Genomic DNA, 23,267 nt, shown 5'->3' on the forward strand with positions numbered 1-23,267 from the left:
GGCTTAATCCGGCCTATTTTACGACCTTGTCGCCTTGTCCACGCCCCACAGCTGTCGCCAGCATAATTTTTGCATCTAGGACCAAAGACCGCAGCTTGGCATATCTCTGATCAGATATTGCAAGCCGTTGTGGCTCCGACATATCAATACCACGAATTTGCGACAGGCCCGTTATGCCTGGCAGAATATCGAGTACGCCACGCTCACGCCTCGCTTCAATCAATTCCACCTGCACAGGTAAGCAAGGTCTTGGCCCAATCAGGCTGACTTCACCTTTGAGAATGTTCACCACCTGGGGCAGCTCATCCACTTTAGTGCGCCGCATGAACGCTCCGATTTTTGTTATCGACGCTGCGGAAACTTCATGGGTTCCAGCCTGCTTAGTGCCGAGCGTCATTGTCCGAAATTTGTAGCATATGAACGGCTTACCTTCACGCCCAATCCTAGTTTGTGCAAACACACCGGGCCCCGTGCTGTCCAACTTTATCGCCACCCAAAAAGCAATCAGCAACCACCAAAACAATGCAATCACAGCAACCGCAAATGTTTTGTCGATCAGCCACCGAAAGCCGCTATACAAAAGGTTCTTGCTTTTATCATCGGCCAGAATGACAGACACCTCAGCATCTTCTTGCGGTCCGCGCTTACTTACATAATCCGCCAAAAGCTGAATATGACCTGTTGGTAACAACGCAGCTGCCATCGAGAACAGACCGCGGGCAACCACTGCGGGCAGGTGATTGAGAAACGAAAGACGACCAGCCCACTGCGTTGCGTACATCGCGGGCAAGAAAACTGCGACTGATCGCAAGCCCTGGATCGCCTCGAGCTCTTTTGCTCCAGCTCGTTTGCTCCTAGCATATGCTGAACTGTTCGTTTCATCCAATGCATGCACGGATGAGGTGAACACAAATTGCTCTATGCCAGCGGCCTTCGCTTCAAGCGCGACCTGACGCATGAAGTCGACGTTAACTTCAAAAATCTCAGCTTCGGATAGATCGCTATCATTGTTTGCCACCGCCAAATGCACGAGAACATTATAGCCCTGCGCTTGATCAGCGAGCTCAGAATAAGAAGATACTGAAACGCCTGGGTATAATTGCGCCAAAAGCTCACTATCGCGTCCGATCACTAACAGCTCATGATCGCCCTTCCTTAGGAGCGGAACGAGCTGCTGACCGATGAACCCAGAGGCTCCGGTTATTGCGATCTTCAATGGTATCTTCACCTTCTAATTAGGTCCGAGGCGTCTATGCCAGCCTTTGCCAGATCGTCGTTTATCTACGAGAGTACAACAAGAGCCCAAGGCACTCTTATTAAGAATTTTGGCCAACAAAGCTGTGTTGCCGCGCCCACAAGCGATGAAGGCTTTCAGAAAAGTCGCGCTCCAACCCCTAAACCTCTTTCTGAAAAGTTGTTCGGCCAGCCCCAATCATTGCCACTGATGCCACACCCCCCGTAGAAACCTCTTATACTTTAAACTCGCAGCCAGGTACCTCAAATAGACATTCGAAAGTTCCATCAAACCAAGCTTTTTCGACGCGCTAGGCTCGTTCATGATAACGCTATAACCCAGAGCTTCAGCTAGCTGTGGCGGGGACATGCCAGAGCACTCGATGCCCGTGTAATCACAAAAATACTGGTTGGCCCGCATGTGTAGAAACATTGCCGCCATTTCATCAGGAATAACATTACTAACTTTTTTCGACTTGATTGGGCCCCGCACGTCGTGCTCCCAGCTCGACAACTCCACCGTATCTGCTTCTTTGCGGTCCTCAAGTACGGAAGGCGGCGGCGCGCTCATTCCAAGAAAGTCAAATATTCGATCCAGCTCGAGCGTAGGATCCTCCGTTAAGTTCTCGTATTTCACAACCAAGACACGGTCGCGCTTCGCCATTTCATGAACAATAAGGTTCGCAAAAAACCAGCGCCCGACGCAAACGAATGGTTGAAGGCCGCGTTTGCGCAGCGACTTATAAACGGAAACAGGATGCCTCACGATCATAACAAATTTTGCATCCGGAAGTCTCAAATGAAGGTGCGGAAACGAAAAAATATTATTCGGAGTCTTTTCCACAAATGAGGAGCAGTCTGCGGACGCAGCTAGCCTCTGCATTTCTGAAAGCGCGAAACCAACGTAGTCACTGGGCGATTGGGAAAATTCCGGAATTTTGGCAAAGCCGTTAAACATAGCAGCTTGCTCAAACGGATAATGAATGTGGTATCCCCGCTTTGCATGACGAGTCCAATTGCTTTTCAAATCGGGAATGCGGTCTGCGCACCAATCAGGTTTGTCAAAGACGTTCAATTCTCGCGTTTGAAATATTTCAGGATGCCCGCCTAATAATGTCACCAGCAGAGTACTGCCAGAGCTAGGTGCGTTTCCAAGAATTATGGATTTTGAGTCAGACATTTATTAGGCTTTTCTTTTATTATTATCGATTCTTGATGAATCCAAAAACAAGAGTCCTAGACAAAAGTATACTATTGCATTCACAATTGCATAAGCCTCGATCATGGGCTGCTCATTGATATAGTTGATCGCAATCACCACGGCCCCAATTCGGGCAATTGTAGTGAAAAAGCGCGCGAACAGGAGTTTCTTCTGTTTATCGGCGACCATCATCACCATCGAGACTGGCGATGCGATAAATTGAAGCAAAATTGACGGCGCCAACCATGTCACAATGAACCCTGTCCGCGTCCATTCGCTGCCAAACACAAACGGAACAATCAAGGGCGACGCAATTGCGACAAGGAGTATTGGCCCGACGCCGACCCAAAAAAGTCGCTTCATAATTTTTGATGTGAGCTGGTGGAGTTTACCATCCGCCATAGCTTCTGGCGCCCGTGAGACATACACCTGCGCAATAGATGCGCCCAAAAGAGACATCGGCGCAGACATGATTTGAGTGGCGAGATACAAAAATCCAGCCTCGGTTGCAGAGTTTGCAGCGATTAAAAGAATAGGGATTTGAAGGCTTGCAATATTCAGCAATGCCTCAGGTGTCGAAAATAATGGAAATCGGTAGTGCCTCTTCAGGGAAGCTCTCATCTTGCTGAATGAGATTTGCCGGAACACGGACCAATCTGAGCGAAGCGCTCGCATGCTCAAACTGAGGCTCCCAGCCCCAATATTGGCCACATTGCCGAGCAAAAGACCTATCGGCCTCCAGCCAGCGAACCCGAACGCAACCAAAATGGCAACCCCGGTCAAAGCTTGACTGACACGTGTGCGAGCGATGTCTCCGAAGCGGCGTGCCCGCGTGGACCAAAACTGGATGGCAGCGTAACTTCCGGCTGCACAAACTCCAATCGGAATTAACCACAAATATGGAGCGAACTTTGGAGAACCGAGCCAAGTCGCCAACTGCGTTGGGAGAAACCATACTAAAACAGAGCAAAGCACCGTAACTGAGGTGAGGCCGAGAAGCGCCAAAGCCAACAAATTCGCAGCATCCCCGTCGTTGTCGGCTATGGGGATCGCGATTTCAAGACGAAAGCAAGAGATAACTGAGACCAAACTAACCACCGAGAGATAAACCGCTAAGATCGAGAAATCTTCTGGAGAGTACAAGCGTGTTGCCAAGGGCAGCGCAGCAATCGAAATTATCCGGCCTAACGCAGTACCGGACGCTAGTTTTAGAATATCTTGCAAGAAAGTGCTGTCCAGAAGACTGGAAAAGCGATTGCGCAAGGACTTAGCCAAAGACACTGAAAACCGCCTGCCCCAGGCCGTCCGTAACTTGATCAATGTCGCGATCGGCCAAATAGGGATGGATCGGCAAGCTCATCACTTGCTCAGCAGCGCGGTCTCCTTCAACAAGTGAGACATTGTGATCGGCGACGGCCGGTTGCCGATTGAGCGGGAGTGGGTAATGGACCGCTGTTGGGACGCCAAGCTGCTTCAGCCGCGCCTGAATATCCTCGCGATTATTGACCTGCACGGTAAACTGAGCCCAAGCACATGTGTTCCCATGCGTGATGGTCGGCATTTTCAAATGGTTGTGACCGCCTAGTCGCTCCACATAAATATCTGCAATCCGTTGCCGAGCAGCAATCTCGTCATCCAAAATAGCCAACTTGGGCAACAAAATCGCCGCCTGCAGCGTGTCTAGTCGAGAGTTTACCCCGACACATTCATGATAGTACCTTTTCGTCTGGCCATGCCGCGCAATCTTACGCAGCTGCTTCCCAAGCTCGGGTTCAGAGGTGAAAATAGCTCCTCCATCGCCGTAACAGCCGAGCGGCTTTGAAGGGAAAAAGCTCGTACACGCAATCGTGGATAGGTTGCAGCTCTTACGGCTATTTTGGCTGGCACCAAAACTCTGAGCCCCATCTTCAATAACTGGCAAGCCGTGCTTTGCTGCGATCAAATTAATCGCATCAAAGTCTGCGGGCTGGCCGTAGAGTGAAACCGGGATGATAGCTTTCGTTCTTGATGTGATCGCGGCTTCGAGCAAGGCAGGCTGCATGTTGAAAGTCACAGGATCTATATCAACGTAGACTATCTTTGCGCCCAGCACCGCGGTGGTTTCAGCCGTGGCAATGTAGCTGAAACCTGGCGTGATCACTTCATCGCCAGGCCCCACACCAAGGGCCATGAGGGCGATTTGCAATGCATCTGTGCCATTGGCAACAGTGATGCACTCGCTCGCGCCAGTATAGGCAGCCAGCTTCTCCTCAAGCTCAGAGACTTCCGGCCCGAGAATATACTTTCCATGGCTCAACACGCGAGCGATACCGGCGTCAATATCCTCGCGCAAACGAGCTTGTTGAGCAGCTAAATCTACAAATGGAATCATTTTTCAGCCTGTTTCCGAACCACAGCAGTGCCTCGAAGAGTGTAACTATCACCAGTATGGCTGCAAATCACCTGCCCTTCACCCTCTAGCGGCAACTCGAGCTGCTCGCCGTAAGCACTCATCCAGCCAATTTGTCGACCAGGAACACCCACAACAAGCCCAAAATCAGGAACGTCCTTGTTCACCACTGCGCCCGCACCGACGAAGGCATAAGCGCCCACAGAGATTCCGCACACAATAGTGCAATTAGCTCCTAAAGTTGCACCTTGTTTAACCAAAGTCGAACGATATTGATCCTTACGCTCTATCAATCCTCGCGGATTGTATACGTTAGTAAACACCATCGAAGGTCCACAAAAAACGCCATTTTCTAGCGTCACATTGTCATAAACTGACACGTTGTTTTGCACCTTGCAGTTGTCGCCAATTACAACTTTGCTGCCAACAAATACATTCTGCCCGAGTGAGACACCTTTACCAATTCGCGCTCCACTGCAAACATGAACAAAGTGCCACACACGGCTCCCTTCGCCAATTTGAGCACCTTCATCGATTATGGCGCTTGCATGTTGGAAAAAGCTCACACTATTTTCTTGCAAAGTCATGAGCTCACACTATTTTCTTGCAAAGTCATGAGTCAGGTCGCTAATCTGTGCAATTGGCGCATTTCGGATGTCCGCAACGGTCTCGATAGCTACACGGTTCTCTTCAACGCCAAAACCGCCTCCAGCGAGGATATCTTCGTAAATTTTGGTATGCAATTCCGTGAAGCCTTCGGAGAATTCCAATGTTTCTCCATCAGCCATGACCGAGCGATAGGTGCGCTTGCCCTTTGCCCGTTCTTCAGCAGGCACGTCATTGCAGTCAAGAGAGAGAAACCATCGCACGCGCGCGCGCTCATATTCGAGATAGCCCGCAGCCTTTGTCGGAGTGTTTAGATGGACAAGGCTCTCTTGCAGTCTGCCATAAACGAAGTGCAGCATGTCAAAAAAATGGACGCCGATGTTGGTGGCAATTCCACCTGACTTTTCTTGCGCACCCTTCCAGCTCTTAAGGTACCAGTTTCCGCGGGACGTAATGTAGGTTAAATCCACCTCAACCTTTTGGTTGTCTGGAGCTTGAGCGATGCGGTCGCGCAAAGCCAAAATTGCCGGATGCAGACGCAATTGCAGAATGGTATGGATTTTTTGGCCAGTATCAGCCTCGACCGCCTTCAGCTCGTCAATATCTTCCGGATGCAACACCAGAGGCTTTTCGCAGATTGCATCCGAGCCCGCGCGTAAAGCCCATTGCATATGAGCCGAATGCAGGAAATTGGGTGAGGCGATCGAAACGTAATCAAGCGCAACACCCGCTCTGCGCTTGCTGCTGAGGTGGGCATCAAACATTTCAAAGTCGGTAAAGAACTGAGCATCGGGAAAATGACTGTCTATAATGCCAACGGAATCGCTCGCATCCATCGCAGCAACCAGATCATTACCAGTGTCACGGATCGCTTTCATATGGCGGGGTGCGATGTACCCAGCGGCACCAACGAGGGCAAAATTCTTCATTGATTTAGGCCTTAACAATATGATCAGCAGGGGCGCGATACACCCCGCGAGTGTCCACTATGAGCTTCGCGTTTTCGCGGATCATTTCATAATCAAAATTCGCATGGTCTGTCGTCAGTACCAACGCATCAAATTCAGCAATTATCTCTGGCGTAAGAGCCACTGACTTTAGATCAAAAGTGTGATTTCGCATTTTTGGAAAAACGCGGACGTGCGGATCAGAATACTCGACTTGCGCACCTGAATCACGAAGTCTTTCCATCACTTCAACAGAGGGACTTTCGCGCATATCATCAACGTTCTTTTTGTATGCGATTCCTAAGACCAAGATCCGGCTACCGCGCAACGCTCGGCGATTGTCATTCAACGCAGCCATCACCTTGCTCACGACATAGTCTGGCATCGCTTGGTTGATCTCGCCAGACAGCTCAATGAATCTGGTATGCAGTCCGTACTCCCTTGCCTTCCAAGTAAGATAAAATGGGTCGATGGGAATGCAATGGCCGCCGAGACCGGGGCCTGGATAGTAAGGTGTGAAGCCAAATGGCTTAGTTGCGGCAGCATCAATCACTTCGAAGATGTCAATCCCCATGCGATCCGCCACGATCTTCATCTCGTTCACCAAGCCGATATTTACCGCGCGATGAATGTTCTCAAGAAGCTTTGTCATTTCAGCGGCTTTGGTAGAAGAAACCGGCACAACCCGGTCGATCGCTTGACCGTAAAGAGCTTCGCCAACCGCCAAACAGTTCGGGGTGTGCCCCCCTACGACCTTGGGTATCGTGTTCGTCGTAAAATTGGCATTGCCAGGATCTTCACGTTCAGGTGAATAGACCAAGAAAATGTCTTCACCGACCCCCAGACCACCAGCCGTAATGCGTGGCAGCAGCTCTTCTTCTGTTGTGCCCGGGTAAGTTGTGCTTTCCAAAGAGACTACTTGGCCAGCCCGCAAATACGGGAGAACCGACTCTGTGGTCTGGACAACATAGCTAAGATCAGGCTCGCGGTGCTTATTTAAGGGGGTTGGCACACACAGAATGAGAGCGTCTGCCACCGATGCTCTACTGAAATCAGTGGTGCATTCCATACCCGCAGCATTCGCAGCAGCGACATCGGAATCGCTAATGTGCTCAATGTGTGAATGCCCCGCGTTTAGTGCCTCGACTTTTTCAACATCAACATCAAAGCCAATCACTTTGTAGCCGAGTTCACTGTAACGAAGCGCTAATGGCTGGCCCACATAGCCCATGCCAAGAACACCGATCACAGCGTCACGGCCTTCCAGCTTTTCAATCAGTTGCTCATTTGCGGCAACCGGCAGGCGAGTAGCCATGTTTGTCCTTTCAGTGATATAAGAGCAAGCGTTGCAACCCGCTCTTTAAGCGAACTCTTATCATTTGTCATAGCGCAAGACGATCGGCTGCCCTCTATGCGAAATCTATTGCTTGAGGGCATTTATGCAAACTCATAGCCGTTGCTGCTAATCGTTAGGAGCAGTGCCATCGCGGTATATTCTGCGCCCTATTCAAGCCACACATCGATCTGTCAACGCTGGGTGCCTTTTTAGCGCTTTCAAGTTCGGGCAAGAATGCTCGAATGCAATGAGCATTAGTGCCTTTCTCATACTCCACTCCCGGGGTTTTGGACCGTTACGGAGCAGAGCGCTTAACAAAAACCCGATTACTTGCACTGGTGACCACGCTCCAAAACCGCCCTATATGCCATGGGATTCCTAGGAGACCGTATGCGTAAGGTTCTTATTACAGGCAGCGCCGGATTTATCGGCTTTCACTTGTCTCAAATGCTGATCGAAGAAGGCTTCGCAGTTGTAGGATACGACGGGCTAACCGACTATTACGATGTTCGCCTAAAGCAACGGCGCCACGAAATTCTGCAACAAAATTCCAACTTTTACTGCGAATGTGGGCGACTTGAAGACTTTGACGCCCTCCGTGCTTTGGCCCTCACTGAACGACCCGAGATCATAGTCCACCTAGCTGCGCAAGCAGGGGTAAGGTACAGCTTAGAAAATCCTCGAGCTTACTTGGAATCCAACATAACCGGTACGTTCAACATAATGGAAATTGCACGCGAGCTCGAAGTCGAGCACTTGCTGATGGCTTCAACCAGCTCAGTGTATGGCGCGAATGAAAACATGCCATTCGGAGAACGCCAGAGATGCGATACTCCTTTAACCTTTTATGCCGCGAGCAAGAAAGCAAATGAAGCTATGGGTCACTCCTATGCGCATTTGTGGAGCCTACCGACCACGATGTTTCGGTTTTTTACTGTCTACGGACCGTGGGGTCGGCCGGATATGGCATTTTTTAAATTTACAAAGGCCATTTTGGCCGGCGAACCGATCGACATCTACAACAATGGCGACATGTACCGCGACTTCACCTTTGTCACAGATCTGGTGCGCGGGATCCGCTTGCTGATTGATGCCGTACCAGTCCGGCCGGAAGCAGCAGAGGACATTGCTGATTACGACAATCTCTCACCGACCGCGCCCTATCGCGTCGTTAACATCGGCAATAATGACAAGGTTCGCCTGATGGACTTTGTTGAAGCGATTGAGGACGCTTGCGGACGAGAGGCAGTTAAGAACTTTATGCCTATGCAAAAAGGCGATGTACCCGCCACCTGGGCGGATGCGACTTTGCTGAAAGAGCTAACCGGATATGTGCCGGAAACGGATATTCGTGACGGCGTAAAGCAATTTGTCGACTGGTACCGAGACTATTACAAAATCTGAGCCTCAGGCGCACCAGCCGCTCACTAGCGAACTCAGCCCTGTGGGGCTTCCTCAGCAGGTGTGTCAGCCGGCTCTGGCTCGGTCAAAGCAGGCGGTCCGTCTTCGCCTGGCAGCGACTGCGAGCGTTCTCGCTCGAGCCGCTCCAAATATTCGCGTTCGATCTGTTCGACCCGGCGCTGTTCAGCGGCGGCATCGACGTCAATGTTTGACAAGCGCTCTTGGCGCGCTTGCTCGATTAGCTCGCTAAAGCGGATATCCTGACCTTCGGCGCGGTCCTTATAGGCATCGTTGATCAGCTTTTGCGTGCAACCGGTCAACCCGCCTGCGCCCGCTGGATCGCACGCCAGAGTGCCAAAAGCACCAACCAATTCAAGGCTTTCAACCCGGCGTGACCATGCCGTGTTTTGCGGATTGTCCGAAAAGCGCAAGGCAGGCGGAATGCGGAACCGGTCGTCTTCCGGCAGGCGCGCGATCACGCAGATCGTACCCTCTGGGCACGGCGGCGCGTCATCATCGCCGTAAACATAGGCGGTTTGCACATCATCAGGCAGCGCCTCATCTTCCTGAGCCGAAGCAGGCGCGGCAGCCAGCATGGCAGAGGCGCCGAATGCGAGACTGGCGATCAGGGTCTTACGGGGCAGCGACGTCATCGGATGTTCCTCACATGAATTTCTGAGCTTTATATCACACCATCAGCCGTGAACCATGGCTGAAGAGGGTCGCGGGCTAAATCCGCTTGCTGATCTTGATAGCAGCGCGGCAACCCAGCCGGATCGCGCCGGAGAGCAGGCCGTAAGCAGGCGCTTTTTCCGCGCCGTGGGCAATCGCGGCATCGTGATGCTCGCGCTCTTCCTCGCGGAATTTCTCAATCATCTCAGCCAGCTCTGGGTCGGCATTGTCCGCTTCTAGCTCGTCGAGCTGATCCGAATAATGCTTGTCGATCTCGGTTTCGACCGCTGCGGTGCAGGCCATTGCCGCCTCTGGCCCGAGCAAGGCTGTGCCAGCGCCCAAAGCGTAACCGGCCATCGACCAAAACGGTTGCAGTGCGGTCGGGCGAACGCCGCGCTTTGCCATAAGCGCATCGAATTTCTCGCGGTGGACCTTCTCTTGCTCAGCCATGTGGGCGATTTCCTGGCTGTGCGGCCCGCGATCGCCCATCACGGCCAATTGGCCTTCATAAATCCGCGTTGCGCCGAATTCGCCGGCCTGATCGACCCGGATCATGCGGTGGATGTCTTGGCGTTTCATGCTCGCTCCTGCTTAGCTGTCAGCCCCAAGATGGTGATCCCACCAAGACATGAAAAGAGGAAATTCCAACCCGCCAGCGAAATGCCAAATAGGCTCCATGGCGCGACGTCACAGCGTACCAGCGGCGTGCTGGTGTCCATGACCGACACCGCCGCTCCCGGTCCCGAAGGAATGGTCGCGCATCCAGTGATGCCTTCCCACCAGCCATATTCCACACCTGCGTGAAATCCGCCGATCAAGCCGGAGACGATCACCGCCAGTCCGGCGAGAGTGAGCCACAGGCGCTTTGGCGCGGCAAAAAATCCCAGAACCGCAAAGCCAAGCGCAGCGAAATGCGGCCAGCGTTGCCACCAGCACATTTCGCACGGGAACAGGTCAAAACCATATTGCGACACATATGCACCGCCCAGCAAGCCCGCCGGGAGCGCAAATGCCAGGGTCTGAGCGGTCTTCAACCGCGAGTAGTCAGCCATAACGCGCCTGCTTTAGGCGGCCTAGTCGCGCAGCGCTACCGAACTTGCCGTCGTGCGGCGCAGAGTTTCCAACGCATAGTGCAATTGGAAATCTTCAACGCCCTGTTCCTCCAGCTGTTCAGCGGTCAGTTTGAAGCGCGGATCATCTATCTTATCGCCCTCAAGCTCGTCGTCCTTCAGCCCCAGCTCGTTCACCAAATGCCCGCGCAGATCGCTCTCACGCGTCACATATTTACTGCGCAGCGCGTAATCCGGATCGGACAATTGCGGCACGGTGATATCGGGCTTGATCCCGCCTTCTTGCACTGAATGGCCCGACGGCGTGTAATAGCGCGCCGTGGTCAGCTTAAGCGCGGTGTCACGGCCCAGCGGCAACAGCGATTGCACGCTGCCTTTGCCAAAGCTGCGATCGCCCATTACCAGAGCGCGGCGGTGATCCTGCAGTGCGCCTGCGACAATTTCAGAAGCCGAAGCAGAGCCCGCATCAATTAGCACGATTACCGGAGTGCCCTCTGCCATATCGCCGCGGAACACGGTTTCGGCATCATACAGCAGAGTTTCACCGCGAGCGCGGCCGCGCTGAGATACGATCCGGCCCTTGTCGAGGAACAGGTCGGACAGAGCGACTGCTTCGTCAAGGCTGCCGCCCGGATTGGAGCGAAGATCAAGGATCAGGCCGCTGACCCGGCCGGTCGCTTCGGTTTGGATGGCTTGCCATGCGTTGAACACGTCCTGGCCAACATCGGCAGAGAATTCGTTGACCGAAATCACGCCGACATTGCCTGCTTCCAGCTTGTGCGTAACCGGCTCCAGCTCGATCACGCCGCGTGTCACGGACACTTCCAGCGGCTCTTCGCGCCCGGCCCGGAAAATCGTCAGCTCAATCGACGTGCCTGCCTGGCCGCGCATACGCGCGACGGCATCGTCCAGTTCGCCGCCATAAATCAGCTCACCATCGAGGTGCGTGATGAAGTCGCCCGCTTTGATGCCCGCTTCTTCTGCGGGGCTGCCGCGGAATGGCGAGATCACCTTTACCGCGCCATCTTCCATTACCACAGACAGGCCAAGACCAGAGTAATTGCCGTCAATCATGGTGTTGAGGCGCTGCAGGCTGCTGCCATCGAGATAGGCGGAATGCGGATCAAGCGCCGCCAACATCCCGTCAATCGCACCGCGAACCAGAACCTCGTCCTCGACATCCTCGACATAGCTCGCCTTGATCCGTTGATAGGTGGCAAACAATTTCGAAAATTCCGGACCGGCTCGGCCTTCCACTTGGGCCATGCTGGCCGTGGCGGTCGGGATAAGCGCGATGGTGGTCACGAGCGCTGCACTCTGCAGCAATGCGATAAACTTCTTGGGCACGCAGGGCTCCTTTAGCGTAATATGCCATGTGTATCGCGCAAACTGTCTGAATGCCAGATGAGAGCGACCACATGAGTTTTGTGCATCAGAGCGTGCCGTTTTGCGCGAGGCGAGGTGTCTGGGGCGCGGCAAGTGTATCCGCAGGCGCGCGCCGGTTTCTAAAGGAATTGCAGTGGGTTAACTGGCTTTCCAGCGCGGCGAAGCTCAATCGTTATCGCCGGATTCTGACTTGCGGCGACCCCCAAAGGACTGCCGCTGACGAGCTGATCGCCGACCTCAGCATCGCTGGTCGCAAGCCCTGTAACAAGGCTGGTCCAGCCATTTTCATGCTCAATAATGACGATTCGCCCGAACCCGCGATAGGGCCCAGAAAACGCCACCCGGCCAGCAGCGGGCGCGATCACTTGCGCTCCTGCAGAGGGCGCGATCACCACGCCAGTGCTGCGCGAGCCGCTATCGCGAAGTGCGCCAAATCCAGCGACGGTGCGGCCTTGCACCGGAAGCTGAAAATCCGTTGGCGGGATCACTTCATTCGCGGCCTGTGACGGAGTAGCCGAAGGTTCGACCGACACTTGCGATGCGCTTGGCTGAGCGGGCCGCAAGACTGGCCCGGATAAAGCGGCCAGCTCGCGGCGCAATTCGCTCGCATTGCCTAGCTCTCCGATCAGTCCATCGAGGTCGCGCGCATCCTCGGCCAGGGCGAGCGCGCGTTCGTTCTCGCGCGCGGCGATCCCTCGGGCTTCGCTGGAGGCCTGTCGCTGGCTCGCCTCTAACCGCGCGAGAGCAGCTCTGCGTTCCTGCAAGGCGCCTTCGCTGCCGCGCAGATCTGCTAGCGATTCGCGCGCCTGATCCTCCAGCGCACGCCCCTCGTCCAGATCGCTGCGCAAAGCAGCAGTCCGAGCTCGGACTTGCGGCACGGCGCTGTCGAGAACCGCGCGCACATAGACAGTTTCTCGCAAGGAGCCCGGCTGCAAAGCAGAAAGCACCAGCGGCCGGCGAGACATTGCCTGCAGCGCGCCGGTTAGCCGGACCAGCGGCTCTTGCCGCTCCGCTAAGCGCGCACCCAGCTCTGCGCGCCGGGTCTGAGCCAAGGAATAACGCGCCTGAGCCGCCGCAATCTCCGCCTCGGATTGCTGGACCTGCGCCGCCAAGGCCGCCGCTTCGCTCGCAGTCTTCTCTGCCGCCAGCGCAGAGTTCTCCGCTCTTTCGGTCAATTCAGCGGCGCGTTTCTGCGCATCCGCCGCTGCTCGCTGAGCGCGGGCCAATTGCTGGCGCGCTTCAGCCGGATCAAGCAGCGCAATATCGCGCTGAGCATTGCCATCAGTGGTAAGCGCCGCAAAGCCCGCAATCGCCACGGTCATAGCGCCTGCGGTAGCTAGGATTTGGCTCTTCATGTGCGCCCTTTTGCCCGATCATTAAGAGCGATGATAGGGGTGACCTGCAAGAATGGTGGAGGCGCGGTAGAGCTGCTCCATCAGCATCGCGCGAGCGAGCAGATGCGGCCACGTGGCCGGGCCAAACGCGAGCAAGAGATCCGCCTCAGCGCGCTCTTCGCAGCTGTGCCCGTCCGCCGCGCCCAGCACAAAGCGTGCCTCGCGAATGCCGTCATCGCGCCAGCGGCCCAGCAGCGCGGCGAACTCTTCCGAGCTCATGGTTTTGCCGCGCTCATCGAGCAGAATGGTCTTTAGCGGCGCCTGAGGATCAGGAATTTTCCCGCCGGTTTCTGGCAGTTCGGTGAGTTTGACCGGCCACGTCAACCGCTTTTCATAGCGCGCGACCAGCTCCGCCTCTGGCGAGCGGGCGATCTTTCCGCGAGCGATGACGTGAAGGAGAATGGTCAGAACTCCTGTTGGTGAAAGGAGGGGTTGTAAAGCCCGACATCCTGCGATGTTGAACTGGTCCGGGCCGGACTACGGGCCGCAAGGCCAAGTGGCCGCCCGCAGCGATGCGATCTTTGATCGCGTGAGCGAGGATAGCCGAGGCGGCGGATGCCGCCGCTGGCGCTTGAAGCTAGAAAACTACGCCTTACCCATGCCGACTTCGCCGTCGAACGCCCACATCCGCTCTAGGTTGTAGAAACTGCGCACTTCGGGGCGGAACAGATGCACCACCACATCACCGACATCGACCAGCACCCAATCGGCTGCTGGCAGTCCTTCGATGCGCACGGGGCCATGCCCGGCCTGCTTGACCGTTTCAGCCAATTTCTGAGCGATAGCTGCCACTTGCCGGGTCGAACGACCCGATGCGATCACCATGTGATCGGCAATCGAGCTCTTGCCCTCAAGCGGGATCGAGACGATTTCTTGCGCCTGATCATCGTCCAGCTGACGCATCACCAAATCGTGCAATTCGTGGCTAGCCATATCAGCTGCTCCGCCTGCTGGCGGGGCCGCATTGGCATTGGACGCGGAAGTTTGTGCCTGATTCATAGGCGACCATAGAACTCCAGATACTGGGGTGGGTAAATGCAGGAATTGAAACGCCAAATATGCGCCTCATACTCCCTCCGATGTCTGAATCCGTCTGAACGTCAGCCGGTCTCGCACGCCTGTTTGCGAATATTGCGCCGCCCAATCCGCATTGGCACGGCGAATTGCCGTGGCCGAACGCGTGTCAGGATCGAAACGCAATAACACCAGTGCAGGTGCGCTCCATCGCCCCCGTTTTTGAAAGCTGGCGGCGGGCACTCGGTAGCGCCTGAGCCAGGCCATAGCGGGGCTCGCCATAGCCTGACCAGTATAGCCGGGCCTTGCGATCACCGCAATCGGCATTGTGCGCGCTATATCGCGCCAGGCCTTCCACCGGTGGAACTCAGCCAGATTATCCGACCCCATCAGCCAGATAAACTCGCGTTTGGGATAGCGGCGTTTGAGCGCGCGCAGAGTATCGAGCGTGAAGCGCGTGCCGAGTTGCTGTTCGATAGCGGTGGGCACAATCCGCGCGCGGCGCGCCTGCTTTTGCGCCGACTGCACGCGGGCAGGGAGCGGCGCCATGCCCCTGCGCGGCTTTAGCGGGTTGCCGGGTGAGACCAACCACCAGGCCTCATCCAAACCCAGCGCATCAATAGTGAACAAGGTGATTCGCCGGTGCCCGCCATGCGCGGGATTGAAACTGCCGCCCAGCAGCCCTGTTCGAAGGCCTCTCTGCATGGCGCGTGCGATCGGCTTAGGGCCGCGCTTGACCAGTGCCGCGCACCAGCCATTTGTACGTGGTCAGACCTTCCAGCGCGACGGGCCCGCGAGCGTGTAGCCGCCCGGTCGCAATGCCAATCTCTGCACCAAGTCCAAACTCCGCCCCATCGGCAAATTGCGAGGAGGCATTGTGCATCACAATCGCGCTGTCGACGCTGGCAAAAAACCGCTCTGCAGCTGACTGATCTTCGGTGATGATCGCATCGGTGTGCGCGCTCGAATGCTTCGCAATATGCGCCAGCGCCTCGCCCATATTGTCGACGATTGCAGCGGAGACGACTGCATCGAGATATTCCGTGTCCCAATCCTCTGGCTCAGCGGGTTCGACACGCGGATCAAGGCTCTGCGCCCGGCCATCGCCGCGCACTTCGCAGCCTGAGGCAAGCAAAGCTTTGACCAGCTCCGCCGCCTTCGGGAAGCGCGCATCGATCAGCAACGTCTCCATCGCGCCGCAAATACCTGTGCGCCGCATTTTTGCATTGAGGACAATCTCTTGCGCCATCGCGGGGTCCGCATCGGCGTGAACATAGGTGTGACAAATACCGTCAAGATGGGCGAGCACGGGTACGCGCGCATCGGCCTGAACCCGCGCGACCAATCCCTTGCCGCCGCGCGGCACGATCATGTCGATCAAGCCGCTGGCAGTCAGCATCGCGCCAACCATCGCCCGGTCTTGGGTTGGCATGATCTGTACGGCCCCCGCTGGCACGCCGCCTTGGACAAGGCCTGACGTCATTGCGGCGTGGATCGCGTGATTCGAATGAACCGCCTCGCTCCCACCGCGCAGCAGGGCGGCATTGCCAGCCCGCACGCACAGCGCCGCCGCATCGGCTGTCACGTTGGGACGACTCTCATAAATCAATCCAATGACGCCAATTGGCACGCGTATGCGCGACAGTTTTAGCCCGTTGGGCCGCTCGCTGGCGTCAATGATCTGACCCACCGGATCAGACAGCCGCGCAACCGCATCCACCCCGGCCGCAATGCCTTCAATTCGCACCTCATCCAGCGCCAACCGGTCAAGCATTGCCTCGGGCAGTCCTGCGGCTTTTCCGGCGGCAAGATCCTTCGCATTCGCCTCCAGAATTGCACTGACGTCACGGCGTAATTGATCCGCCGCATGATGCAGCGCCGCGGCGCGCGCATCGCTCGGCATTGAGGCAAGCTGCCGCTGAGCCGCGCGAGCGGTTTTGGCCAGCTCTGTGACGCATTCAGCGGCGCTGGCTGGCTGAGGCAAAGTGGGAGAAATTGCGGTCATAATCTGACGGCAATAGCACCGAGAAACAGCCCTGTCAGTCCCGATGACGTCACGGCCAGAGACAAAGCGAATCGGGCGCTCAAAATTCGCAAAAACTGCCAATTTGAGCGATTCTCTCAGCATCAATCCCTAGGCCCAAACCCTCAGAAAATCGCCGCCTAGCGGACATATTTCTCTCAGATGAACGTTTCATCGCGTTATGTTCACACTTCGCCCGGCCCTTTAACCTTTGGATTCGACCTCAGTGACCCTGCTTGGTAGCTCCACAATCAATAAAGTTTGGGGCAGAGAGATAAAAGGGTTCGCCTTGCCAAATGTAGGTTCCACCGCCAGCTGGCGTGACCAGCTGGAGAAGTGGTTTCCTGACCGTGAGTTCTTCATGCGCTCGCAGGGTCAGGTCCGCTTCATCACTTTCACATCGCGCATGCAGAAGATTGTGGCGGCAACGATTGTCGTGCTCGTCGTCGGCTGGGCAGTGACGATGGGAGCGATGGCGTGGTCGAAGTATCAAGCGGATGCGGACCGGCTCTCCCTGCTGGAAAACGCAGCAAAAGTGGCCACAGCGCAGGAGCGCTTGGACACGTATGGCGACGACTTGAGCGCTGTTGCAGAAGATCTGACCGCACGGCAGAATTTCATCGAACAAATGACCGAGGCGCTGCCCGCTGATGTGAAAGACACCAGCGGCACGGTAACCGATTCGACCACCGAAACCTCAGAAATGATCGAAAAGGTCAGCGCCTCTTTCCCAGAAGCGGCGTCTCTGGCCAAAATCGAAGCGCGCCAGCTCGCTTATGTCGAGCGGGTGACCCGTTTTGCTGATGACCGCGCCAAGCGCGCTGAGACTGCGCTGCGCAAACTTGGCTTCGACCCCAAATCCATGGTGGAAAGCGCTGACATGTCAGCCGTCGGTGGTCCGCTGGAAATTCTCGCGACCTCTGCTGATGGCAGCATCGACCCACGTTTTGAGCGCCTCGGCCTCAGCCTCGCCCGTATGGCCGCGCTGGAGCGCGGGCTTGAATCCGTACCGCAGTTCACGCCAACCGATCTGTCGAAGACAACGGTTTCATCTGGCTTCGGCTATCGCCGCGATCCTTTCAATGGCGGCGGCGCAATGCACGGCGGCCTGGATTTCAAAGGCCCAACAGGAACGCCGATCTATTCAGCCGCAAAAGGCGTCGTCACATTTGTGGGCCGCAAGTCTGGCTATGGCAAAGTCGTCGAAGTCAGCCATGGCAATGGCGTGATGACGCGCTATGCTCATATGTCGCGGTTCGATGCAGTCGAAGGCAAGCCAGTTGCCGCTGGCGAAACCATCGGCGCAATCGGCAGCACTGGCCGTTCGACCGGACCGCATCTGCACTTTGAAGTGCGTATCAATGACCGCGCGGTAAACCCGCGCCCTTTCCTGGAGACCGCCCCCGATGTTCTCAAAGAAGCCCGCGGAGCAGAACCAGCCCGCACCGCCTCAAACTAGCCACCAAGAAAAGCCCCGAGGAAAATCCATGCCATCCAATTCTTCAACATTCTCGGTGATCGGTTCTGACGTTTCGATCAAAGGGAATGTTTCCGCCTCTGCCGACCTGCACGTTGATGGTTCGGTCGAAGGCGACATCAAATGCACCTCACTGGTTCAAGGCGAGACCTCGCTGGTGACCGGCGGGATCATGGCAGAGACCGCGCGCCTTTCGGGCCGCGTAACGGGCTCGATCAATGTTCGCGAGCTGGTGATCCTGAAGAGCGCGCAAATCGAAGGCGACGTGCATTATGATGCGCTGACCATCGAGCAAGGCGCTCAGGTTGATGGCCGTTTTGCCCCAAACGATCGGCGCAAGCCTGAGGCAAAGCCAGCTGCTCCCAAAGCAAGCGGCGCGAAGCCGAACGGCGATGAAGAGCCGCAGCTGAAGATCGCGCAATAGCGACCAGCGACGCATTCAAAGCATAACAAGAGGCCTCGGATTTTCCGGGGCCTTTTTGTTTGAGCAGAATTAAACTCGGTTCGCGCTCGGCGCGCGCGCGAAGGCTTAGGTGATCACTTCGGCCCGCAGAGCCTTGCGGTCGAGCTTGCCAATCATTGTCTTGGGCAGCTCATCGCGGATGACGATTTGGTCGATCCGCTCGTGCTTGCCGATCCGGCCATTCAGCCAATCGCGCAATTCCGCCGCGGTTTTCTCCCGATCAGCGCCCGCATCCGCCAACGTCACAAAGGCGCGAGGCACCTCGCCCTTATAGTCATCGGGCATGCCGATCACGAGCGCTTCCTTCACCGCGTCGTTTTCAAGGATCACGTCCTCAACCTGGCTCGGAAACACCTTAAACCCGCCAACCGCGATCATATCCTTGATCCGGTCAACGATCTGCAGAAACCCGTCCTCATCAAAGGTCGCGACATCGCCGGTGCGCAGCCATTGCTTGCCATTGTGCTCAATGAACACATCCGCTGCCGCCTCTGGCCGGTTCCAATAGCCGCGCATGATCTGCGGGCCGGCAATGGCGAGTTCACCGGGCTCGCCCGCTGGCGCCAGCTTGGTGGGGTCTTCTTTGTCGAGCAGCAGGATCTCAGTGCCAGCGACAACCTGGCCGATGGTCCCGCGCTTGCGCGTGCCCGCATAGGGATTGACCGAGACGACACCCGAACTTTCCGTGAGGCCATATCCCTCGACCAGGCGCACACCGGTGACCTCTTCGAATTTCGCATGCACCGGGGCGGGCATCGGCGCACCGCCGGAAATGCAGACCTTGAGCGAGGACACGTCAGTTTTCGCAAGATCAGGATGATCCAGCAGCGCCTGAAACATGGTTGGAACGCCCGGAAAGCCGGTGGTCTTGTACTTCTGGATAGTTTGCAGCACCTGCTTGGTCTCAAACCGAGGCACAATCGCAATCGAGGCACCGCTCGCAACCGCGTGGTTGAGAAGAGCGGTGTTGGCAAAGACATGGAAGAACGGCAGCGCGCCCATGAACACCTCATCGGAACCTTTGCCAAATGGGTTGATCGCGGCGACCTGCTGAGCGTTCTTCACAAGCTGCGCATGGCCCAGCATCGCGCCTTTGGGCCGCCCGGTCGTGCCCCCAGTGTATTGCAGCAGCGCCAAATCTTCCGCCGGGTCAATCGCGGGCAGGCTAGATGCCGCACCCGCTTCCCAAGCGCTCCAATCCCAATCGCCAAGCGTCTCGGCCCAGCTTTTTACATTTGCGCTGAATTGGACTTTTGCGAGTTTGCTGCGGCCAAGGGTCTTTAGCGCGAGGCTCTTAAGCCCGGGCAGCATATCGGGCAGCGAGCCAACGATCAGCGTTTCGAGCGCAGAGCTGCTGAGGACTTTGGAGGCGGTCTCATAAAGTTCTGGAACGCCGAGCGTCACAAGTACGCGCGTGCCCGAATCCTCAACCTGCCAAGCCAGCTCTTCAACCGAATAGAGCGGCGAGAAATTCACGACGATCGCGCCCGCCATCATCGCCCCATAATTGGCCGAGGCGTAGATCGGGACATTGGGGAGGAACAAGCCAACCCGGTCGCCCTTTTCGATACCCATCGCTTGCAGGCCAGCCGCGAACCGCTGAGCCTCGGTGAAAATTTCGCGATAGGAAAACGTGCGGCCCAGAAAATGCAACACAGGCGCACCGGGATCGCTGCGCACTGAGCGTTCGAGCAAATCCGGCAGACTCATCAGCTCGAATTGCGAATCCCATGGGGCGGGATGGTGATACGGCGCGTTATTGACATTCATGTCAGTAGAATGGCGTATCCCTCCGCAAGTCACAAGCGATTCCGCGCGCCGCCTTATATCTTTTTGCGCCATTTTGGTCGCTGCTGCGCGAAAGGCATGAGAATACGAAAAGGCCGCCACACAGTGATCCTGCAGGCGGCCTTTCATTGTGGCTTGAACTGAAACGCCAATTGGCGCGGGATCAGTCGTCCTTAGTCTCTTCATCCTCGGCTGCGGGAGCTGGCTCTGCTTCCAGCTCAGCTGCTGGCTCTTCCGCATAACCAGGAACGGTCTCAGCAACGTCGCCATTCTCTTCCGCTTCGCGCTTGGCCGCCAGCCATGCTTCGGCTTCGGCCTCTTGCGCGGCTTCTGCGGCGGCTTTCACATTGGCGTCGCGCTCTGCACGCAGCTCTTCGATGAGCTTTTCCTTGTCGCTGCGATCATCGCCGTCGGTTAGCACTTCTTCCGCAACCACGCCGGCACGCTTGGCCGCTTTAGCAACAACCGCATCAAGCTCACGCTGCGAACAAAGCCCCAGGGTCACCGGGTCTTTCGGCTGGATGTTCTGAATGTTCCAGTGCGAACGCTCTTTAATCGCGCCGATCGTGTTGCGAGTCGTCCCGATCAATTTTGAGATTTGTGCATCAGACACCTCAGGGTGGCTGCGCAGAATCCAGGCGATGCCATCAGGCTTATCCTGACGCTTCGACACTGGGGTGTAGCGCGGGCCCTTGGTCCGGGTCACTTCAACCGGGGCCTTCTGCATCACCAATGCGTAATTGGCGTCCGCTTGACCTTTGTCGATCTCGTCTTGGTTCAGCTCACCGGCGTGAACCGGGTCGCGGCCAGTGTATTTGCTGCCCGCAAGATCATCAGCCATCGCTTGAACTTCGAGAATGTGCAGGCCGCAAAACTCCGCGATCTGTTCAAACGACAAACCCGTGTGATCGACCAGCCAAGTGGCAGTCGCATGCGGCATGAGCGGCTTCGGTTGTTCCTTTGGCGCTTGGGCCATGAGGCAAACTCCGTTAAAAATTAAAAGGGCCGCCCCTTGCGGAGCGGCCGTTGCGAGACTGTAGATAGGCAATTGCGCCGCATTGAGCAAGCGAGTTCAGCACATGACGCCGCATGACGCGCAATTCGGCCCAAAATTCTTGAAAATATGGCGCTGGGTTGAGCGCCAGAACGCGCCCACCAGCGGTTCAAACCATTGGCGTGAAGCCTGGCAATCCCTCGATGCGGTCAATCCAGGCGCAAACGTTGCTGAAGCTTTCAAGGTCGATCCCGCCCTGATCCGCAACATGGGTGTATGGGAACAGGACAATATCAGCCAAAGTCACTTCATCGCCGCATAGAAATGCCGACTCGCCCAGCTGCTGATCCAGCAGCGCAATCGCCGCCTCGCCAGCCGCCCTTTTGGCCTCAATTTGAGCGGATTGCTCTGAAGACAGATTGGCTTCGCCCACAATTGCCAGCCAAAACCGCAGAGTCGCGACATTGGGCTCGTGATTATATTGTTCAAAGAACATCCAGCGCAACATATCAGCCTGCGCAAAGCGGTCTTGCGGGATAAGCGGTGAGCCCGACGCCAAGTACCAGCACGCCGCATTACTCTCTGGTAAAAAGCGCACTCCTTGGTCTCCGTCGATTTGAAGAACCGGAATGCGGCCATTGGCATTGATGTTCTGAAGAAAGCTCGGCGTGCGCGTTTCACCCTGCAGAATATCATATTGATTGGCGGTGACTTCGTGCCCGACCAGCGCGGCGGTCAGCTTAATTTTATAGCAGTTTCCGCTGCGAGGGTCCTCGTGCAAGTGATAGGTTTCAGCCACCGCATACCTCCAGCACAATCTTCCCAATATGATTGCCGGCCTCCATCCGGGAATGGGCCGCGGCGGCCTCTGCCAACGGGAAAGTCTGATCCATAATTGGGGCGAGTTCTTCACTCACGAACAATGGCCAGGCATGACGCGTGATCTCTTCGGCCAGCGCTGACTTGAACGCATCGGAGCGCGGGCGCAGCGTCGATCCGGTCAGCACCAGGCGACGCATCATCACGAACGCCATATTGATCTCTGCTTTTGCGCCGCCGAGGATCGCGATGGTGACATGCCGACCATCCTCAGCCAGGCATTTGAGGTTGCGCGGGACATAATCGCCAGAAACCATGTCGAGCACGATGTTCACGCCCGCACCATTGGTGTGCTGCTTTATAACCTCGACAAAATCTTGCGTCCGGTAATTGATCGCCAGATCCGCGCCAATCTCGCGCGCGGCGGCGCATTTCTCATCATCGCCGCAAGTCACGATCACTTCCGCGCCAAACGCCTTGGCCAGCATGATCGCCATAGTACCAATGCCAGAGGTGCCGCCGTGCACCAGCAGCCGCTCGCCATCGCAGGCCAGCCCGCGCTCAAACACATTGTGCCACACGGTGAACAATGTCTCCGGCAAGGCCGCGGCTTTTTCGAGCGGCATGTCACCGGGCACAGGCAGGCAATGCTGCCATGGGGCGGTGCAATATTCCGCATATCCGCCGCCCGGCGTCAGCGCTGCGACGCGATTGCCGAGCATCTCAGGCGGAACTTCAGTCCCCACTGCCACCACTTCGCCCGCAACCTCTAACCCAAGGATCGGCGAGGCTCCGGCAGGCGCGGGATAATTGCCCGCGCGCTGAATACAGTCGGGCCGATTGACTCCGGCAAAAGCCACGCGGATCAGAACATCTTGCGGACCGGGCTGCGGAACGTCCGCTTGCTCCAGAACCAGAACGTCGGGTCCGCCCGGTGCGGTGAAACCAATCGCCTGCATATGCTGCGGAAGTTCTGCCGAATTGTGATCGACCATCGTGTTCGCCCCTTGCCACGCTTCATTGGCCTACCCCTTGCCCCGGGGTCAGACGCGAG

At 56.3% G+C, this 23,267-nt stretch carries 23 protein-coding genes; 3 read left to right on the forward strand and 20 right to left on the reverse strand.

Features of this window, described 5'->3' with window-relative positions:
• Nucleotides 1-13: 13 nt before the first annotated feature.
• The 7 genes from AC0V6V_RS08335 to AC0V6V_RS08365 all read right to left on the reverse strand — a co-directional run bounded on the left by AC0V6V_RS08335 (nucleotide 14) and on the right by AC0V6V_RS08365 (nucleotide 7,691).
• Nucleotides 14-1,216 (reverse strand): sugar transferase, encoded by a 1,203-nt coding sequence (locus AC0V6V_RS08335; RefSeq protein ID WP_486164938.1) that lies wholly within the window; start codon nucleotides 1,214-1,216, stop codon nucleotides 14-16.
• Nucleotides 1,217-1,432: 216 nt separating this feature from the next.
• Nucleotides 1,433-2,413 carry a sulfotransferase family protein gene (locus tag AC0V6V_RS08340; RefSeq protein WP_486164939.1) on the reverse strand — a complete coding sequence of 327 codons (981 nt, stop codon included), beginning with the start codon at nucleotides 2,411-2,413 and terminating at the stop codon, nucleotides 1,433-1,435.
• A 3-nt stretch (nucleotides 2,414-2,416) separates the two neighbouring features.
• Entirely contained in the window at nucleotides 2,417-3,715 is a 1,299-nt protein-coding gene (locus AC0V6V_RS08345; RefSeq protein ID WP_486166292.1) for a lipopolysaccharide biosynthesis protein, read from the reverse strand.
• Complete coding sequence (locus tag AC0V6V_RS08350; RefSeq protein WP_486164941.1) at nucleotides 3,702-4,805, reverse strand: DegT/DnrJ/EryC1/StrS family aminotransferase; 1,104 nt, start codon at nucleotides 4,803-4,805, stop codon at nucleotides 3,702-3,704. Before AC0V6V_RS08350 ends, AC0V6V_RS08345 begins: the two co-directional genes overlap by 14 nt.
• Complete coding sequence (locus tag AC0V6V_RS08355) at nucleotides 4,802-5,389, reverse strand: acyltransferase (protein WP_486166070.1); 588 nt, start codon at nucleotides 5,387-5,389, stop codon at nucleotides 4,802-4,804. Before AC0V6V_RS08355 ends, AC0V6V_RS08350 begins: the two co-directional genes overlap by 4 nt.
• A gap of 30 nt (nucleotides 5,390-5,419) precedes the next feature.
• Nucleotides 5,420-6,358 (reverse strand): Gfo/Idh/MocA family protein, encoded by a 939-nt coding sequence (locus AC0V6V_RS08360; protein ID WP_486164942.1) that lies wholly within the window; start codon nucleotides 6,356-6,358, stop codon nucleotides 5,420-5,422.
• A 4-nt stretch (nucleotides 6,359-6,362) separates the two neighbouring features.
• A complete protein-coding gene (locus AC0V6V_RS08365; protein ID WP_486164943.1) occupies nucleotides 6,363-7,691 on the reverse strand; it encodes a nucleotide sugar dehydrogenase in 1,329 nt (442 codons plus the stop codon).
• Nucleotides 7,692-8,102: 411 nt separating this feature from the next.
• On the opposite strand from AC0V6V_RS08365, the gene AC0V6V_RS08370 reads away from it, so the two are divergent.
• The gene (locus AC0V6V_RS08370; RefSeq protein WP_486164944.1) at nucleotides 8,103-9,116 is read left to right on the forward strand and encodes a GDP-mannose 4,6-dehydratase; all 1,014 of its coding nucleotides are present in this window, start codon (nucleotides 8,103-8,105) and stop codon (nucleotides 9,114-9,116) included.
• A 32-nt stretch (nucleotides 9,117-9,148) separates the two neighbouring features.
• On the opposite strand, the gene AC0V6V_RS08375 is transcribed toward AC0V6V_RS08370, so the two are convergent.
• The 9 genes from AC0V6V_RS08375 to AC0V6V_RS08415 form a co-directional block, all read right to left on the reverse strand.
• Entirely contained in the window at nucleotides 9,149-9,766 is a 618-nt protein-coding gene (locus AC0V6V_RS08375; RefSeq protein WP_486164945.1) for a hypothetical protein, read from the reverse strand.
• 76 nt (nucleotides 9,767-9,842) lie between these two features.
• The gene (locus AC0V6V_RS08380; RefSeq protein WP_486164946.1) at nucleotides 9,843-10,364 is read right to left on the reverse strand and encodes a demethoxyubiquinone hydroxylase family protein; all 522 of its coding nucleotides are present in this window, start codon (nucleotides 10,362-10,364) and stop codon (nucleotides 9,843-9,845) included.
• Nucleotides 10,361-10,837 carry a disulfide bond formation protein B gene (locus AC0V6V_RS08385; protein ID WP_486164947.1) on the reverse strand — a complete coding sequence of 159 codons (477 nt, stop codon included), beginning with the start codon at nucleotides 10,835-10,837 and terminating at the stop codon, nucleotides 10,361-10,363. Before AC0V6V_RS08385 ends, AC0V6V_RS08380 begins: the two co-directional genes overlap by 4 nt.
• A 21-nt stretch (nucleotides 10,838-10,858) precedes the next feature.
• Nucleotides 10,859-12,202, reverse strand: coding sequence for a S41 family peptidase (locus tag AC0V6V_RS08390; RefSeq protein ID WP_486164948.1), 1,344 nt, complete (start codon nucleotides 12,200-12,202; stop codon nucleotides 10,859-10,861).
• Nucleotides 12,203-12,360: 158 nt separating this feature from the next.
• Nucleotides 12,361-13,596: a murein hydrolase activator EnvC family protein gene (locus AC0V6V_RS08395; protein ID WP_486164949.1), complete on the reverse strand. Its 1,236-nt coding sequence runs from the start codon at nucleotides 13,594-13,596 to the stop codon at nucleotides 12,361-12,363.
• Nucleotides 13,597-13,617: 21 nt separating this feature from the next.
• Nucleotides 13,618-14,037: a 23S rRNA (pseudouridine(1915)-N(3))-methyltransferase RlmH gene (locus AC0V6V_RS08400; protein ID WP_486166071.1), complete on the reverse strand. Its 420-nt coding sequence runs from the start codon at nucleotides 14,035-14,037 to the stop codon at nucleotides 13,618-13,620.
• Nucleotides 14,038-14,220: 183 nt separating this feature from the next.
• Nucleotides 14,221-14,634 (reverse strand): ribosome silencing factor, encoded by a 414-nt coding sequence (gene rsfS, locus AC0V6V_RS08405; RefSeq protein WP_486164950.1) that lies wholly within the window; start codon nucleotides 14,632-14,634, stop codon nucleotides 14,221-14,223.
• Nucleotides 14,635-14,700: 66 nt separating this feature from the next.
• On the reverse strand, nucleotides 14,701-15,354 hold the full coding sequence (locus AC0V6V_RS08410) for a nicotinate-nucleotide adenylyltransferase (RefSeq protein WP_486164951.1): 654 nt from the start codon (nucleotides 15,352-15,354) through the stop codon (nucleotides 14,701-14,703).
• A 16-nt stretch (nucleotides 15,355-15,370) separates the two neighbouring features.
• Complete coding sequence (locus tag AC0V6V_RS08415; RefSeq protein WP_486164952.1) at nucleotides 15,371-16,654, reverse strand: glutamate-5-semialdehyde dehydrogenase; 1,284 nt, start codon at nucleotides 16,652-16,654, stop codon at nucleotides 15,371-15,373.
• 307 nt (nucleotides 16,655-16,961) lie between these two features.
• On the opposite strand from AC0V6V_RS08415, the gene AC0V6V_RS08420 reads away from it, so the two are divergent.
• Both AC0V6V_RS08420 and AC0V6V_RS08425 read left to right on the forward strand, forming a co-directional pair.
• A complete protein-coding gene (locus tag AC0V6V_RS08420) occupies nucleotides 16,962-18,131 on the forward strand; it encodes a M23 family metallopeptidase (RefSeq protein WP_486166293.1) in 1,170 nt (389 codons plus the stop codon).
• 28 nt (nucleotides 18,132-18,159) lie between these two features.
• Nucleotides 18,160-18,573, forward strand: a complete 414-nt coding sequence (locus tag AC0V6V_RS08425; RefSeq protein WP_486164955.1) for a bactofilin family protein — start codon at nucleotides 18,160-18,162, stop codon at nucleotides 18,571-18,573.
• Between the two features lie 105 nt (nucleotides 18,574-18,678).
• On the opposite strand, the gene AC0V6V_RS08430 is transcribed toward AC0V6V_RS08425, so the two are convergent.
• The 4 genes from AC0V6V_RS08430 to AC0V6V_RS08445 all read right to left on the reverse strand — a co-directional run bounded on the left by AC0V6V_RS08430 (nucleotide 18,679) and on the right by AC0V6V_RS08445 (nucleotide 23,208).
• Nucleotides 18,679-20,382: a long-chain-fatty-acid--CoA ligase gene (locus AC0V6V_RS08430; protein ID WP_486164956.1), complete on the reverse strand. Its 1,704-nt coding sequence runs from the start codon at nucleotides 20,380-20,382 to the stop codon at nucleotides 18,679-18,681.
• A 181-nt stretch (nucleotides 20,383-20,563) separates the two neighbouring features.
• The gene (locus AC0V6V_RS08435; RefSeq protein ID WP_486164957.1) at nucleotides 20,564-21,376 is read right to left on the reverse strand and encodes a cell cycle transcriptional regulator TrcR; all 813 of its coding nucleotides are present in this window, start codon (nucleotides 21,374-21,376) and stop codon (nucleotides 20,564-20,566) included.
• A 187-nt stretch (nucleotides 21,377-21,563) separates the two neighbouring features.
• Nucleotides 21,564-22,193 (reverse strand): glutathione S-transferase family protein, encoded by a 630-nt coding sequence (locus AC0V6V_RS08440; RefSeq protein WP_486164958.1) that lies wholly within the window; start codon nucleotides 22,191-22,193, stop codon nucleotides 21,564-21,566.
• Nucleotides 22,186-23,208 carry an NAD(P)H-quinone oxidoreductase gene (locus AC0V6V_RS08445; protein ID WP_486164959.1) on the reverse strand — a complete coding sequence of 341 codons (1,023 nt, stop codon included), beginning with the start codon at nucleotides 23,206-23,208 and terminating at the stop codon, nucleotides 22,186-22,188. Before AC0V6V_RS08445 ends, AC0V6V_RS08440 begins: the two co-directional genes overlap by 8 nt.
• Nucleotides 23,209-23,267: the final 59 nt, after the last annotated feature.

Source organism: Erythrobacter sp. S249 (genome assembly GCF_057364975.1).

What these genes read in the sequence shown, in the direction of transcription:
- AC0V6V_RS08340 (WP_486164939.1), bottom strand. Translation starts at nt 2,413, where the DNA reads ATGTCTGACTCAAAATCCATAATTCTTGGAAACGCACCTAGCTCTGGC.
- AC0V6V_RS08350 (WP_486164941.1), bottom strand. Translation starts at nt 4,805, where the DNA reads ATGATTCCATTTGTAGATTTAGCTGCTCAACAAGCTCGTTTGCGCGAG.
- AC0V6V_RS08360 (WP_486164942.1), bottom strand. Translation starts at nt 6,358, where the DNA reads ATGAAGAATTTTGCCCTCGTTGGTGCCGCTGGGTACATCGCACCCCGC.
- AC0V6V_RS08365 (WP_486164943.1), bottom strand. Translation starts at nt 7,691, where the DNA reads ATGGCTACTCGCCTGCCGGTTGCCGCAAATGAGCAACTGATTGAAAAG.
- AC0V6V_RS08370 (WP_486164944.1), top strand. Translation starts at nt 8,103, where the DNA reads ATGCGTAAGGTTCTTATTACAGGCAGCGCCGGATTTATCGGCTTTCAC.
- AC0V6V_RS08375 (WP_486164945.1), bottom strand. Translation starts at nt 9,766, where the DNA reads ATGACGTCGCTGCCCCGTAAGACCCTGATCGCCAGTCTCGCATTCGGC.
- AC0V6V_RS08380 (WP_486164946.1), bottom strand. Translation starts at nt 10,364, where the DNA reads ATGAAACGCCAAGACATCCACCGCATGATCCGGGTCGATCAGGCCGGC.
- AC0V6V_RS08385 (WP_486164947.1), bottom strand. Translation starts at nt 10,837, where the DNA reads ATGGCTGACTACTCGCGGTTGAAGACCGCTCAGACCCTGGCATTTGCG.
- AC0V6V_RS08395 (WP_486164949.1), bottom strand. Translation starts at nt 13,596, where the DNA reads ATGAAGAGCCAAATCCTAGCTACCGCAGGCGCTATGACCGTGGCGATT.
- rsfS (WP_486164950.1), bottom strand. Translation starts at nt 14,634, where the DNA reads ATGAATCAGGCACAAACTTCCGCGTCCAATGCCAATGCGGCCCCGCCA.
- AC0V6V_RS08410 (WP_486164951.1), bottom strand. Translation starts at nt 15,354, where the DNA reads ATGCAGAGAGGCCTTCGAACAGGGCTGCTGGGCGGCAGTTTCAATCCC.
- AC0V6V_RS08415 (WP_486164952.1), bottom strand. Translation starts at nt 16,654, where the DNA reads ATGACCGCAATTTCTCCCACTTTGCCTCAGCCAGCCAGCGCCGCTGAA.
- AC0V6V_RS08425 (WP_486164955.1), top strand. Translation starts at nt 18,160, where the DNA reads ATGCCATCCAATTCTTCAACATTCTCGGTGATCGGTTCTGACGTTTCG.
- AC0V6V_RS08430 (WP_486164956.1), bottom strand. Translation starts at nt 20,382, where the DNA reads ATGAATGTCAATAACGCGCCGTATCACCATCCCGCCCCATGGGATTCG.
- AC0V6V_RS08435 (WP_486164957.1), bottom strand. Translation starts at nt 21,376, where the DNA reads ATGGCCCAAGCGCCAAAGGAACAACCGAAGCCGCTCATGCCGCATGCG.
- AC0V6V_RS08445 (WP_486164959.1), bottom strand. Translation starts at nt 23,208, where the DNA reads ATGGTCGATCACAATTCGGCAGAACTTCCGCAGCATATGCAGGCGATT.